Annotated in this window: 13 protein-coding genes and 1 pseudogene; 11 read left to right on the forward strand and 3 right to left on the reverse strand. The window is 35.5% G+C overall.

The features are described 5' to 3' along the window. A pseudogene (locus ACGH49_RS07520) lies at window positions 1–72 on the forward strand (elongation factor Tu); the annotation flags it as partial. A 460-nt stretch (window positions 73–532) separates the two neighbouring features. Next, the gene (locus ACGH49_RS07525) at window positions 533–1,495 is read left to right on the forward strand and encodes an aldo/keto reductase (RefSeq protein ID WP_411588899.1); all 963 of its coding nucleotides are present in this window, start codon (window positions 533–535) and stop codon (window positions 1,493–1,495) included. A gap of 400 nt (window positions 1,496–1,895) precedes the next feature. Here the strand turns inward: ACGH49_RS07525 and ACGH49_RS07530 are convergent, their stop codons facing one another. Further along, window positions 1,896–3,737, reverse strand: coding sequence for an SLC13 family permease (locus tag ACGH49_RS07530; protein ID WP_411588954.1), 1,842 nt, complete (start codon window positions 3,735–3,737; stop codon window positions 1,896–1,898). A 306-nt stretch (window positions 3,738–4,043) separates the two neighbouring features. On the opposite strand from ACGH49_RS07530, the gene ACGH49_RS07535 reads away from it, so the two are divergent. Continuing rightward, window positions 4,044–5,765 carry a thiamine pyrophosphate-dependent enzyme gene (locus ACGH49_RS07535; RefSeq protein WP_411588900.1) on the forward strand — a complete coding sequence of 574 codons (1,722 nt, stop codon included), beginning with the start codon at window positions 4,044–4,046 and terminating at the stop codon, window positions 5,763–5,765. Window positions 5,766–5,898: 133 nt separating this feature from the next. On the opposite strand, the gene edd is transcribed toward ACGH49_RS07535, so the two are convergent. Both edd and ACGH49_RS07545 read right to left on the reverse strand, forming a co-directional pair. Continuing rightward, entirely contained in the window at window positions 5,899–7,704 is a 1,806-nt protein-coding gene (gene edd, locus ACGH49_RS07540) for a phosphogluconate dehydratase (RefSeq protein ID WP_411588901.1), read from the reverse strand. A gap of 27 nt (window positions 7,705–7,731) precedes the next feature. After that, entirely contained in the window at window positions 7,732–8,259 is a 528-nt protein-coding gene (locus tag ACGH49_RS07545; protein ID WP_411588902.1) for a gluconokinase, GntK/IdnK-type, read from the reverse strand. Window positions 8,260–8,549: 290 nt separating this feature from the next. On the opposite strand from ACGH49_RS07545, the gene gatA reads away from it, so the two are divergent. The 8 genes from gatA to ACGH49_RS07585 all read left to right on the forward strand — a co-directional run bounded on the left by gatA (window position 8,550) and on the right by ACGH49_RS07585 (window position 15,300). Beyond that, on the forward strand, window positions 8,550–9,002 hold the full coding sequence (gatA, locus tag ACGH49_RS07550) for a PTS galactitol transporter subunit IIA (RefSeq protein ID WP_296206854.1): 453 nt from the start codon (window positions 8,550–8,552) through the stop codon (window positions 9,000–9,002). Between the two features lie 15 nt (window positions 9,003–9,017). Continuing rightward, entirely contained in the window at window positions 9,018–9,302 is a 285-nt protein-coding gene (gene gatB, locus ACGH49_RS07555) for a PTS galactitol transporter subunit IIB (RefSeq protein WP_296206852.1), read from the forward strand. Window positions 9,303–9,306: 4 nt separating this feature from the next. Next, complete coding sequence (locus ACGH49_RS07560) at window positions 9,307–10,647, forward strand: PTS galactitol transporter subunit IIC (RefSeq protein ID WP_296206850.1); 1,341 nt, start codon at window positions 9,307–9,309, stop codon at window positions 10,645–10,647. A gap of 142 nt (window positions 10,648–10,789) precedes the next feature. Next, on the forward strand, window positions 10,790–11,833 hold the full coding sequence (locus tag ACGH49_RS07565; RefSeq protein WP_296206848.1) for an alcohol dehydrogenase catalytic domain-containing protein: 1,044 nt from the start codon (window positions 10,790–10,792) through the stop codon (window positions 11,831–11,833). 94 nt (window positions 11,834–11,927) lie between these two features. Continuing rightward, the gene (locus ACGH49_RS07570; RefSeq protein WP_296206846.1) at window positions 11,928–12,701 is read left to right on the forward strand and encodes a DeoR/GlpR family DNA-binding transcription regulator; all 774 of its coding nucleotides are present in this window, start codon (window positions 11,928–11,930) and stop codon (window positions 12,699–12,701) included. Between the two features lie 183 nt (window positions 12,702–12,884). Beyond that, window positions 12,885–13,829, forward strand: coding sequence for a hexose kinase (locus ACGH49_RS07575; protein WP_411588903.1), 945 nt, complete (start codon window positions 12,885–12,887; stop codon window positions 13,827–13,829). Between the two features lie 21 nt (window positions 13,830–13,850). Then, window positions 13,851–14,705, forward strand: coding sequence for a tagatose bisphosphate family class II aldolase (locus tag ACGH49_RS07580; RefSeq protein WP_411588904.1), 855 nt, complete (start codon window positions 13,851–13,853; stop codon window positions 14,703–14,705). Window positions 14,706–14,937: 232 nt separating this feature from the next. Beyond that, window positions 14,938–15,300 (forward strand): hypothetical protein, encoded by a 363-nt coding sequence (locus ACGH49_RS07585; protein ID WP_411588905.1) that lies wholly within the window; start codon window positions 14,938–14,940, stop codon window positions 15,298–15,300. The last annotated feature ends 59 nt before the right edge of the window (window positions 15,301–15,359 follow it).

The following is a 15,359-nucleotide window of genomic DNA, read 5'->3' on the forward strand; positions in this document are numbered from 1 at the left end:
GGTTTACGTTTTGCGATTCGTGAAGGTGGTCGTACTGTTGGTGCAGGTGTTGTTGCTAAAGTTATTAAGTAATCAAACTTACCGTAATAAAGAGCAACTATTGATGCTCTTTATAATCAGTAAAAAAGGTGCATTTAGGTGTGCCTTTTTTATTTTTTAATCAATAATTTCATATATACTTAAAGTTAACTAACCGCAGTAACCTTATATTTTCTACAGCATTATAAAACGTCAAGCCTCGAACATATTTCCGTTAAAAGAAAGCCTTTAGCCAATTATTCTAAATGTCTATTAATACTTTTACTAATTTATCTAGCATGTTTTTAGTACTTCATTGATATTAAAAATAAATTTCACTATTTACAGTTATACATAAGGTTGTTATTAGTGAATTTAATTCATGATACTATCAATTAGAAACTTATTTATTTCAATAAATATAAGGGTTAGAATAATTTATCGAAAATATATTATTCGCTTATTGTTAGATGGATAAAATTTATTCAAATTAATTTTTACAAGGGAGGATTTTATGGAATATTTACAACTTGGCAACTCTGATATTAAAGTGTCTCGTCTTTGTTTAGGATGTATGAGTTTTGGTGATCCTGCCAGTAAAATGCATGCATGGACACTTAATCCCGATCAAAGCGAAACAATTATTAAACATGCACTAGATTTAGGAATTAATTTTATTGACACTGCCAACACTTATTCTGCCGGTACAAGCGAAGAATATTTAGGACGAGCAATCAAAAAAAATATCGCTCGCGACAAAGTCATATTGGCAACGAAAGTCTATTTTAACGAAGGACACCTATCAAAATCCGCAATTGAAAGGGAAATCGATGGATCGCTTAAACGACTTGGCACTGACTATGTCGATTTATACATCATTCATCGCTTTGACTATACAACACCAATGGAAGAAACAATGCAAGCTTTACACAATCTTGTCAAGGCAGGAAAAGTCAGAGCTTTAGGAGCTTCGGCTATGTATGGATACCAATTTTATAACATGCAACTTGTGGCAAAGCAAAATGGTTGGACGCCTTTTATTTCTATGCAAAATCACTATAACCTACTGTATCGTGAGGATGAGCGTGAATTAATTCCTATCTGCCATCAATTCAATGTTTCACTAACCCCATATAGTCCTTTGGCTGCTGGTAGACTTGCTCGTTTAGAGTGGCAAACCGATACACTACGCAGTAAAACTGATCAGACCTCTATTGCCAAATATGATGGTACGCAAAAATTGGATGCCAATATTGTACAAAGAGTCCATCAACTTTCGGAGAAATACGGTGTGACTATGACACAAATAGCATTAGCTTGGCAATTTGCTAAAGGAGTCACTTCACCAATTATTGGTGCAACTAAAACCAAATATCTCGATGATGCTGTTGGTTCGCTTAAAGTATCTTTATTAAAGGACGATATTGCATATTTAGAAGAACAATACACGCCACATCGTGTTGTTGGTGCGCTTTGATTTGTGATATGGAAGGTTATTTTTAATAAAACAAAGCATTAATAAAATAATTATAACATTTAGCCTTTCTAAAAGGCTATTTAGGGTTTAGTTAGGTTAGGATGCTTTGTCATTTTGATGAAAAATACTTACCATGATAATTTCAGAGTGTGAGAGGGGGTGTAAAATCCTCTCGTTTCGCTAATTAGTATTTAGTGGAAAGTATTGGAATGTATTTCCCTGTACATCAAAGGCTTATTAATCTTTCCGCCAAATGTTCTATACCATATTAACTTGCCCAGCAAAACTTAGAAAGAAAAAAGTTAGGCTAAGGTTACGTGAAACCCTAAAAATATCATATTAATCTAATTATATTTTTTGCTTTATCATTATTTAATGAAAAATAAAAGAGTGCTAGTTTTTAAAAAGGGAAAAATATTGGCACTAAAGCAATATCCACCGCCATTACTAAAAAAGTTAACGGTACGCCAATTTTGACAAAATCGCCAAAGTTGTATCCTCCTGGTGCTACCACCATGGTTTTAATCGGTGAGGATACGGGCGTAATAAATGACGCTGATGTGGCAATTGCCACCGTCATGGCAAATGGATAAGGTGAATAACCAAATTTTAGTCCTAAATCAATAGCGATTGGCGCAATTAAAATTGCTGTTGCAGTATTGGATATAAATAATCCAATTGTTGAGCATAATAAGAAAACAAATGTTAACACCATGTATGGGCCGAAAGAGCGTAAGTGGACTTCAAGCCAAGCTGATATGAGCGAAATCCCCCCCGTTTTATTGAGTGCTAGTGCAAAAGGCATCATACCTATAATTAGAATTAAGGTTGGCCAATGTATGGATTTATAGGCATTGGCCATGTCAATGCATCGTGTTGCCCCCATCAGTAAGCAGGCGACTAATGCCGCAACCACATTAGGCACAATACCTGTCACCATTAAAATAATCATAATGGCTAGGTTAATTAAAGCCGCTGGTGCTTGTGAGCTTGCTGGTGCAATGTCGTCGATATCTGCCGGAAAGTCTAATACAACAAAGTCATTGGTTCGAGTTTGTAGTTTTTGGATCGAACCCCAGTCACCACAAACTAATAATGTATCACTCATTTCTAAACGTTCTTGGAATAAGTTGTTTGTTTCAACCGGTGCATGATTACGCCAAATACCAATTACAGTCAGGAAATATTTTCCTCTAAAATCAATTTCATTAAGTGTTTTTCCACACAGTGTCGATTCTGGGAGCAGGGCAACTTCGGCCATGCCGACTTGTTTAACCTGTTCTGAAAAATATTCACCTCGTAATACTTTCGGTTCAAGGTTGTTGGTGTTTAAAAAGGTTCGATAATCGGCTTCGGAGTGTGACATATCGAGTAATAAAATATCATTTTCACGAAATTCGGTTGAGCCATTAACGGGGATTAGTACTTTGTGGAATTTGCGCCAACGTTCAATACCAATAACATTTACACCATGTTCACTACGCAAATGTAAGCCATCAATTGTGCGCCCAACAAAAGGTGAGCCAGCTAGTATTTGTGCTCGATGGGCTCGGCCAATTAATTTATAGTCTCGAATTAAATCGGTGATTTTTCGTCTTTGTGGTTGGGTATTAGTTGGGGTAACTTGTTCTGCTGTGAGTAACCAATTGCGTGTTAATATGCAATATATAACCCCGACAATTAAAACACCAATACCAATTGGGGTGATCGAGAAAAAACTGAATTCAGTCAAAGCGGCACGGTTTAATTCACTGTTTACCACAAGGTTTGGTGCGGTGGCAACCAGTGTCATCATGCCACTTATTAATGCCGCAATACAAAGTGGCATCATTAATTTTTTTACATGAATACCGGTATGGTTAGCAATGCTAATGGCAACGGGTATAAAAATTGCAACTACGCCAGTTGAGCTCATCACTGAGCCAAGCAAAGCAACGCCTAACATGATACAGGTGATAATGCGAATATCGTTTTTGCCTGCGACTTTTAATATGTATTCGCTCATTTTGTATGAAATACCTGTTCTAACCAAGCTTTCACCAATAATAAATAGAAGGGCAATTAAGATAATATTAGGATCGCTAAATCCAGCGAGGGCTTCAGCTGGTGTTAATACGCCTGTGATGGTGATTGCCGCGATTGTGAGCAATGCAATAATGTCCATTCTTAATTTGCTGAACGAAAACATTAAAATTGCTATTAATAATAATATGCAGACAGTAATAAGTGGGTAATATTCAATAAAATAGTTAGGTAAGAATTTAGCGATTGATGATACTAAACTATCCTCAGATGACAAATGTTCCACAAAAAGTAGCTCTATGATACAGATTACATTTTGTACATAATACCTTGATTTATTGTAATAGGGAATATCTCTAAATGAAGTTTATATGACTATAATTACTTTGTTGTTAATTTTCTTTAACATTATTTTACATTTTTTAACATTTTTTGCTGTTTTCTTTATGACCTATTCGCATTATCGAAAAGTAGGTGTAATTTAAGCAACTAAACCTATTTAATCGTTAACTCTTTAGGAGAGAATATGTCATCAAAAAAATCTGTTGCACAAATTATAGTTGATGTTTTGTCTGAAGCAGGTGTTAAGCATTGTTATGGTATTGTTGGGGATACTTTAAATCATATTACTTCTTCTATTAAAAAAAGTAATATTGAATGGGTACACGTTCGTCATGAGGAAGTCGGTGCTTTTGCCGCAGGGGCAGAAGCTTATTTAACAGACCAAATTACAGCTTGTGCTGGATCTTGTGGTCCAGGAAGTTTGCATTTTATTAACGGTATTTATGAAGCACACCGTAATAAAGTACCTGTTGTTTTATTGGCAAGCCAATTGGTGACTTCGCAACAAGGTACCGATTTTCCGCAAGAAGTTGATTTTGAATCTATTTATAAAAATTGTTCTGTATTTTGTCAGCAAATTAATGATCCAACCCAAGCAAGACAAATAACAACCGCAGCAGTTCAAACTGCAATTAATCAACGAGGTGTAGCTGTTTTAGTGATACCTTATAATATTAGTTTAATTAAGGTTGAAGATAATAGTGGGCATAAGATTTATCACCCTAAACCTATTATTCGTCCGTCAAATGAAGAACTGAACCAAATCGCAGAAATACTTAATAATAATCATAAAATAGCTATCTTTGCTGGGCAAGGAGTGTGTGAGGCTCACGATGAGCTTATTGCCTTTGCTGAAAAATTAAAATCACCTATTGTGCATACATCAAGGGGTAAAGATTTTGTTGAGTATGATAATCTTTATAACGTTGGTATGACTGGTATGTTTGGTATGGAGTCAGGAACAACAGCGATTAAAGAGTGTGATGTGTTAATTATGTTAGGTGCTGATTTTGCGTGGTCACAATTTTATCCTGATAAAGCGATTATTATTCAAGTTGATATTGATGCAACTCATCTTGGACGGCGTCATCCAGTGAGTGTGGGGGTTGTTGGTAGTAGTAAGCCAACGTTAGCTGCTTTAATTCCTTTAGTTGATAAAAAACAAGATTCTAAGTTTTTAGAAAAATGTCGCCAATTGTATATAAAAGCAATGGATAAATTGAATAAGAAAGCTGTACCTTCTCAAACAATGATTCATCCTCAATATTTAACCGAGCTTGTTGATAAATATGCGACACAAGATGCTGTGCTTTGTGCTGATGTTGGCTCAGCTATGGTTTGGGCTTGTAGGCATTTTAATACCAATGGAAAAAGACGTACGGTAATTAGTTTGAAACATGGCACAATGGCAAATGCAATGCCGCAAGCGTTAGGTGTGCAAAAAGCATTTCCTAATCGTCAGGTAATTACTTTATCAGGTGATGGTGGTATTAGTATGTTATTAGGCGATTTGTTAACTACAATTCAAGAAAATTTGCCAATTAAAATTATTGTGCTTAATAATAGTTCACTTAATTTTGTTGAATTGGAACAAAAATCAGAAGGTTTAGTTGATCACTATACCGATTTACAGAATCCTAATTTTGCAAAAGTTGCTGAGTCGATGGGATTATTTGCGATAAGAGTCGATAATTCTGATTCTCTTGATGAAGCAATGCAATCATTTTTATCACATCAAGGTCCTGCATTATTAGATGTTAAAACCAGCTCTAATGAATTAGTTATGCCGCCTGAAATTCAAGCATCGCAGGTTATGGGGATGGCGCTTTACAGTGTAAAAGCTTCTTTGCAAGGGAAAATGGGCGATGTAGTAAATCTATTGGTGGATAATTTTATCAAGAAATAGTTTATATTATTTTTTATATTTATTTTAAATGACAAGTTTACAGAGAGTTTTTGTTAAAAACTTTCAGAAAATAGGGGTGTTTCAGTATAATTTGGGGGGGGAGCTGCCGCTGATTTGCGGCAGAATAAATGAATTAAAAACTAACGGCGCCTTCTTCTGCGGAAGTTAAATTTTCTCGGATAACGGTAAATAGTTCACGCCCATAACCTAGATGTGAATCCGTTAAGTCGAAAGAATAAGGTTCACGTTTGGCTAATTCTGCTTCGTCTACTAATAATGTTATTTCGCCAGTTTGACCATTAACACGGATCATGTCGCCTTCTTGAACTTTACTTAGTAAACCGCCATCATAAGCTTCTGGTGTGACATGAATAGCAGCAGGAACTTTGCCTGAAGCCCCCGATAATCGACCATCAGTTAATAACGCAACTTTGTAACCTTTATCTTGCAGAACACCTAGCGGTGTTATTAGTTTGTGCAATTCTGGCATGCCAATTGCTTTTGGTCCTTGATAACGGACAACAACTACGCAGTCTTTATCTAGTTTGCCAGCTTTATATTCAGCATCTAAATCATATTGGCTATTAAAGATGACTGCTGGTGCTTCAATAATTTGATGTTCAGGTGCAACGGCTGATGTTTTCATAATTGCACGACCAAGATTTCCTGACATCACTTTTAATCCACCATGAGAATTAAATGGTTTTTTGATTGATGCAATGACGCTGTCATCTAATGATTTTGTTGGACCTTCACGGAAAGTGAGTTTGCCATTTTCTAAAATAGGTTCTTGAGTATAACGACTAAGTCCACGCCCTACTACAGTTTCAACATCTTCATGTAATAAACCACCATATAATAGTTCGCGAACCAACAAAGATGTACCTCCAGCTGCTTGAAAGTAGTTTATATCGGCTGGACCATTCGGGTAAATTCGGCAAAGTAGTGGTACTGCCGTTGATAGGTCTGAAATATCATCCCAATTAATAATTATGCCGGCTGCTTTAGCCATCGCCACAATATGCATGGTTAAATTAGTTGAACCACCAGTTGCGAGTAGTGCAACTAGACCATTGACAATCACCTTTTCATCTACCATTTTACCAATAGGCATATAGTTGCCTGATTGGTTGGTTATTCGGGTAATTTGTTTAGCAGCAGCATTAGTTAATTCAAAACGTAGTGCCGTTTCAGGATGAACAAAAGCTGCTCCAGGCAAATGTAGTCCCATTAATTCAATAACCATTTGATTAGTATTTGCTGTACCATAAAAAGTACAAGTACCACTAGTGTGATAAGATGCCGATTCTGATTCAAGTAAATCTTCACGTGAAGCTTTACCTTCCGAGTAAAGCTGTCGGATACGCACCTTTTCTTTATTGGATAAGCCTGATGGCATTGGTCCTGCAGGTACAAAAATAGCAGGTAAGTGACCAAACGTTAATGCGCCAATAAATAAACCTGGTACAATTTTATCGCATATTCCAAGATATAGAGCACCATCAAACATATTATGCGAAAGTCCGACAGCAACCGACATCGCAATCACATCACGGCTTGTTAATGACAGCTCCATTCCAGGTTCTCCTTGAGTTACACCGTCGCACATAGCTGGTACTCCGCTAGCCATTTGCCCAACAGCACCAATTTTGTGAAGTGCTTTTCGGATTTGTTCAGGATAAAACTCATACGGTTTATGGGCTGATAACATATCATTATAAGAACTAATAATCCCTATATTACTTTTTAAGATATTTTTTAGATCTTTCTTATCATTGGTACAACAAGCCGCAAAACCATGAGCTAAATTACTACATGGTAAACTAGATCGAGTTACTTTATTATGCATAGCACGTTCTATTTTTTGCAGATAAGTGGTACGAGATACCCTAGAACGCTCAATAATTCGTTGAGTTATAGCCTGAATAGTCGGATTCACATTGACCTCGTTTATTTTTTCTATTTTTTAACAATGACATATTGTGCGTATTACTTGTTCAGCATCTTGCACAACCTTTCTTAGTGGTTGTTCAATATTAATATTGTAGACATCTTTTTCATCGGTAGTTGGTTCTTCTAGAGTATCAAATTGCGATTGAAGCATACCTGTCTTTTGGTAGTGTCCTTTACGTTTAGCTAACCTTTCTGCGATTACATCGAAACTTCCTTTCAAATAAATAAAATGTACATTTTCATTTTCACCGCGAATAATATCTCGATATTTTCGTTTTAATGCCGAGCAGATAATAATTGAGACATCGTTAACATTACTCATAGCAAATGCCGCATTACTTATTAAGCTAAGCCAAGGCATTCGATCTTCATCGTTTAATGGCGTACCGCTCCGCATTTTTAAAATATTAGCTTTTGGATGTAGAAAATCGCCATCTAAAAAAGCAGCATCTAGATTGTAAGCAACTTGTTTGGCAACTGCTGATTTACCACATCCTGATACTCCCATTAATACAAAAACTTGTTTGTTTTTTTTAGTCATTATTTATCCTTCGTACATCCAACTAGTTACGGGTAACATTTTGACATGTTAACCCCTATTTGCAATATAAAAAAATTTTTTTTGTGATCTGGATCGGGTTTTACTTTTAATTCTTCAATTAATAGTAAGTTACCTATTGGTTAATCTTTATTATTGAAAATTAGATTCCGATCACAAATATATAAAATCTTATTTGCTTTTTAATTCGAAAGTAAATAATCTTTCGTTATTATTTTGTTTTCGAAAGTTAAATTCGAAAAGTAAACTATAAAAAATAGTGGAGAATAAATATGAATAAATTTCAGCTTTTTTTCGAAAACAATCTTAAATTTGATAATGAATTAGAAGCATTAACTTATATTAGTGAGCAATTACAACAAAAGGGCATTGTTAAAAAAAGTCATTTAAAAGCCTTAATCGAAAGGGAAGCATTATTCCCAACGGGTATTGCTTTCGATGGTTATGCTGTGGCTATTCCTCATTGTGAAGCAAAGCATGCAAATACTCCTGCAATCTTTATTATTCGCACTCAATCCCCAGTTGCTTTTAATCGAGCTGATGATGATAGCAATATTGATATTTCATTAATTATTTCACTTGTTGTGACTTCACCAGAAGATCAAATTGAGTTATTAAAAGCGCTTTTTTCAAATTTACAAAATAAAGACTTCTATCAATTTTTATTAAACGCTCCGCAAAATGAAATTGTGGGTCATTTTAATAACGTGATATTTAATCAATAAGTTTCAGGAGGCATTATGAAAAAGAAGATTATTGTTGCTTGTGGTGGTGCTGTTGCAACCTCCACTTTGGCTGCTGAAGAAATAAAAGAATTGTGCAACGAGAATAATATTCAATTTGATCTTATTCAATGTCGCATTAATGAAATTAATACTTTTATTGATGATGTTGATTTGATCTGTACTACAGCCAGAATAGATCAGAATTTTGGTGATATTCCAATTGTTCATGGAATGCCTTTTGTATCAGGGGTTGGTATTGATCAACTAAAAGAAAAAATATTATCTATTTTAAAAGGATAAATCTATGTTTACTGAAATTATGCAGTACATTCTCGATCTTGGTCCATCGGTGATGCTACCCATTATGATTATCTTGTTTTCATTAGCTTTAAGAATGAAGTTGGGTGATGCACTAAAAGCTGGAATTCATATAGGAATAGGGTTTGTTGGTATAGGACTAGTTGTTGGTTTGTTAACCAGTTCTGTTGGGCCTGCTGCTCAAGCGATGGCTGAAAGATTTGATATTAGTCTAAATGTTATCGATGTTGGTTGGCCTGGTGCAGCGCCTATGACTTGGGCTTCACAAATTGCTTTAGTAGCCATTCCCATCGCTATTGCAGTAAATATTATTATGTTAGTTTTAAGATTAACTAGGGTTGTTAATGTTGATATTTGGAATATATGGCACATGACATTTACTGGTGCGCTTGTTTACATTGCAACAGGCTCTTACTGGCTTGGTATTGTAGGGGTTATTGTTCATGCCATTATTGCTTATAAACTGGGTGATTGGTTTGCCAAAGATACCAAAGATTTTTTTGAGTTTGACGGTATTGCGGTTCCTCATGGTACGTCTGCATATTGTGGTCCAATTGCTGTTTTTGTTGACGCTGTCATTGAAAAAATCCCAGGCATTAATAAGATTAATTTTAATGCTGTTGATATGCAAAAGCGGTTTGGTGCGTTTGGTGAGCCTGTTACCGTTGGCTTACTCATGGGCATCATATTAGGTTTATTAGCAGGGTATGGTGTGAAAGAAACGCTACAACTAGCGATTCAAACTGCAGCGGTAATGTTATTAATGCCACGCGTAATTAAACCTATTATGGATGGATTAACACCGATCTCTAAACAAGCTCGTAAACATTTGCAATCAAAATTTGGTGGGCAAGATTTTCTTATTGGTTTAGATCCAGCATTGTTATTAGGGCATTCAACGGTAGTATCGGCGAGTTTAATTTTTATTCCATTAAGTATTTTTATCGCCATCATCCTACCTGGTAATGAAGTTTTACCTTTTGGTGATCTGGCAACTATTGGCTTTTTTATCGCAATGGGGGTAGCGATTCATCAAGGTAACTTGTTTAGAATCATTATTTCTGGTTCTATCATTATCGCCATTACGCTTTGGCTTGCCACCCAAATGGTTCCATTGACTACTCAACTAGCCATTAATGCAGGCACGATGACTACGAATAATGGCGTTTCAGTTGGTGCAATGGATCAAGGTGGGTCACCCATAACTTATCTTATGGTTCAGTTGGTCAACTTGAAACAACCTATTGGTTTTGCCCTTATTGGATTGTTTTACCTTTTCTGCTTATTTTTGACATGGAGACGTGCCCAAAATACCAGTTATTTATGAAAAATTAACCATTAGATCAAGAAGATGGAGTAATAAAATAATCCCAAAACAGTCATCACCAAAATCAATCAAAAAGCTTTTACTCAGTAACGAGTGAAAGCAATACATCAACGTAATTTGTTTACCAATAAAGGAAAATAACATGAAAGCGGTTGTTGTCAATGAAGGGGGAGCTTTATCTATACAAAATATAGAAATACCCAAAATAACATCTCCAGATCAAATCTTAGTAAAAGTTGCTTATTGTGGTTTATGTGGTTCAGATATTCCGCGTATATTTCACCATAGTGCTCATTTTTATCCCATTACATTGGGACATGAATTTAGTGGTACAGTTGTTGAAATTGGGTGTGGTGTGACTGAATTTGAGATTGATGATTTAATATCTTGCGTGCCATTGTTACCATGTTTTAAATGTGATGAATGCCAAAATCATTATTATTCACTTTGTAAGAATTATACTTTTGTTGGTTCAAGGATAACAGGCGGTTTTGCTGAGTATATTGTGTTAGATAAGAAAAATGCGTTTAAATTACCTAAAGGTATCAGCCCGCTTGAAGGTGCATTTTTTGAACCAATGACTGTTGGAATGCATGCTTTGTTATTGGCTGATGGATGTGAGGGCAAAAATGTTGTCATCGTTGGCGGTGGTACAATCGGATTACTTGCTATGCAATGTGCCAAGGCAATGGGGGCAAAATCAGTTGCGGTGCTTGATATTAACCAGCACCGCCTCGATCTAGCCAAACAACTAGGCGCTGATGCGGTATATCATTCTCAAGATCTTAGCACCGACGCGATTTACCAAGCTTTATCTTCATCTCGTTTTAATCAAATTGTATTAGAAACGGCGGGTTCACACGTTACGGTCAACTTAGCCATTGAAATTGCAGGCTCTAGAGCGAAGGTAGCCTTAGTGGGTACATTTCATCATGATATTACAATTCCAGAAAAAACATTTGGACTGATTTTACGAAAAGAGTTACAAATTTTAGGCAGTTGGATGAACTATTCAGCGCCATGGCCAGGTAAAGAGTGGCAATTAGTGAGTCAGTACTTTATGGATGGAAAAATTAAACTTGATGAGCTGATTGCTGGCATAGAGGACTTTGATTCATTTATTAAACAAGTGACTGCCTTAAATGGTCGTCCTATGAATGGCAAAATTTTATTAAATTGCATGTAATTATTTTGATTTAAGTCAGCGATTGAAAATGAAATCTTATCTTTTGTTTCTGTTTGTTATACACTGCTAAAAAATTTTCGAAAAAGGAAATATTATGAATGCAAGTGAAAGACGCCAACAGATAGTAGAACTTCTTAATATGAAAGGAACTGTGTTAGTTTCTGATTTGTCGGAACAGTTCAATGTTTCTGAGGTCACAACCAGAACCGATCTGAGATTGCTAGAAAAACAAGGAGTGCTAACACGATTTCATGGCGGAGCAACCAGAATCATGAATAACGGTGACTTAAAATCATTTAAAGAGCTGCAATTAGAAGAACGTTATCAGCGATTTATAGAAGCTAAAAAACGTATTGCAATTGAAGCGGTTAAACATGTTAAAGAAGGTGACACTATTATTTTAGATAGTGGTAGTACTACCATGTTGATAGCTGAAGAACTCGTAAAATTGAAGCATATTACTGTGATTACCAATAGTCTTACTTCTGCATTTATATTATCAGACAATAGTGACATTATGCTATTTATGTGTGGTGGTACACTTAGACATAAAACGCGTTCTTTTCATGGAAAAATTGCTGAGCAATCGTTAACTGGCATCTCTGCTGATATTTTGTTTGTTGGTGCAGATGGAATTGATGCCAAAAGAGGAATAACAACGTTTAACGAAGGTTACACTATCAGCAGTATTATGGCTAATGCCGCTAAGAATGTGATTGCCGTACTCGATTCATCAAAATTTGGTCGTAATGGGATTAATGTTGTGTTACCACTTAACCAACTCAATACCATTATTACCGATATTGATGTTGACAGTAGCTGTAAACAAGAATTTGTGGCAAAGGGTATTAAATTAATAACGGTTTAATATTTGCGCTTACACTCGTATGTTTTTTTATATCTTAATTGGTCATAAATATTAAACACCATTACTCGTTTAGGTTGAATATCCTAAACGATAAAAGTTTTTGCTTCTAGCCAAGCCGATTTAATGATAGTGATCATTTAAGCTTGTTATTTCTCCCAACGATATCAATGCGTAGGTGAGAATATGATATTAACAATTACGATGAACCCTTCGGTGGATATATCTTATCCATTAAATAAATTAGCGATTAATGATATTAATCGAGTCTCAGAGGTAAAAAAAACCGCAGGAGGTAAAGGTCTTAATGTAACTCGAGGCATTAAATATTCAGGTATTCCCGTTCTTGCATCAGGCATTATTGGTGGAACAACGGGTGAGTATATTCAAAAACAATTAGATAAAGATAATATTAATTACAACTTTTATATCACCCAACATGAATCAAGAAACTGCATTGCCATTTTACATGAGGGAAATCAAACTGAAATCCTAGAGTCAGGCCCAGTATTAGATAATCATGATGTCAATGTTTTTTTGGAACACTACCAGAATTTGCTTAACCAAGCGCAGGTTATTGTTATTTCAGGGTCATTGCCACAAGGATTTCCAGTCGGTTTTTATACTCAATTAATTGAAAAAGCAAATAAGTATCAGATCCCAGTATTGCTAGACTCATCAGGTAAAATGTTATTAGAAACGCTCGTTTCTAAAAATAAACCTTTTTTAATCAAACCGAATAAAGATGAACTACAGCAGATTATTCAAATGGATATCGATCCAAATGATGTAACTTCATTAGTTAAAGCCGTCAATCATCCTTTACTGAATGATATTGCTTTTATCATCATCTCATTAGGTAAAAATGGCGCTTTTGCTCGTTGCCATCACAACTATTACCAAGTTTCAATTCCTAAAATTAATGTGGTGAATCCTGTTGGATCGGGGGATGTTACGTTAGCTGGGCTTGCTATTAGTATCCATGAAAATGAAACTGTAGATGTAATGTTTAAACGTGCGATGACTATGGGAATGCTAAATGCAATGGAATCGCAAACTGGTTTTGTCAATATGGATAATTATGACAAGTATTATCAATACGTTAAAGTGAAAAAAATCGTTGCAAAATAATAGATTAATGAGGATTAAATTATGTATCTTATTTCTAGTCAGGAGATGTTAAAAAAAGCTCAACGTGAATGTTATGCTGTGCCCGCATTTAATATACACAACCTTGAAACTATTCAAGTTGTTATTGATACCGCTAAACAGATGCAATCCCCCGTGATACTTGCAGCAACGCCAGCAACTTATAGTTACGCAGGAATACAGTATTTAATCGGTATTTGTGAAACAGCAGCAAGCATTCACCATTTTCCTTTTGTGTTACATTTGGATCATCATGAAAATATCAGTGATATTCAAACAAAAATAGGGGCAGGAATTCGCTCGATTATGATTGATGCCTCGCATCACCCCTTTGAGGAAAACATTGACATAGTTAGTAAAATGGTTGCTTTTAGTCATAAATATAATGCTAGTGTTGAAGCCGAATTAGGGCGGCTTGGTGGGCAAGAAGACGATCTTATTGTCGATAACAAAGATAGTGCTTTTACAGATCCCAATGCGGCAAAAGAGTATGTCGAACGCACAGGAATAGATTCACTTGCGGTAGCTATTGGTTCAGCTCATGGTATGTACAAAGGTGAGCCTAAACTCGATTTTGAACGATTAGCCAAAATTCGAAATAAAGTTGATATTCCACTAGTGTTACATGGTGCATCGGGTATACCTGAGGCGATGGTAAAAAAATCGATTTCATTGGGTATTTGCAAAGTAAATGTGGCAACTGAATTAAAAATTGCCTTTTCAGATGCTTTAAAACAAGATTTTAAACTCCATCCTGACGTCAACGATCCAAGGCACTATATGCAGCCAGCAAAAGCCGCCATGAAAAAAATTGTTGAAGATAAAATTCGTATTTGCGGTAGTGCAGGTAAATTATAATATGAAAGATTAAGGCGTTATTTTGAATTAGCAAGAACGTACAATTTATTACCAGCAGTTGAACGCTGCTGGTTAAAATGTGTTAAGTGACAGCACATTAAGTATTTGTAGGAATGACTTGCGTTGTTTACCGTAATTTGAAAAACGATTGAAATGCATAGACATAATGCTGTATCACAAACAGATAAATCATAAAGAAAAATCACCGTCACTGATTTTGGCTAAACGCTTTATGGTCAGTCGGCCTACGATTTATAATGTACTAAAGAAAGCCCGAATGAAGCTTTTTGTGCCTTTAACCAGTAAAAATGAATGTTATAAAACTATTTGTTATGGTATTAAACGTCTGGTTAAAGTCGAAAAATCGATTGAAGATAAATTAAGGCGGCAAGCTAAATGCTATAACAAAACCTATCCGCGTGAAATTCTACACGTTGATACCAAACGTTTACCTTTACTTAAAATTAAACAAAACAAAAAACTAGAGAATATTTATTTGTCGGCATTGATGATTTTTCACGTGAGCTTTATGCGGGTATTTACCCTGATAAATCCCAATTTAGCTCGGCACAGTTTTTACAAAACGATGTGTTAGTCCAATGTCCTTATATCATTGAATGTATTTATTCCGATAATGGACGTGAATATCAAGGT

The sequence above is a fragment of the Gilliamella sp. BG7 genome (assembly GCF_046635565.1).
GTDB classification, from domain to species: Bacteria; Pseudomonadota; Gammaproteobacteria; order Enterobacterales; family Orbaceae; genus Gilliamella; species Gilliamella apicola_P.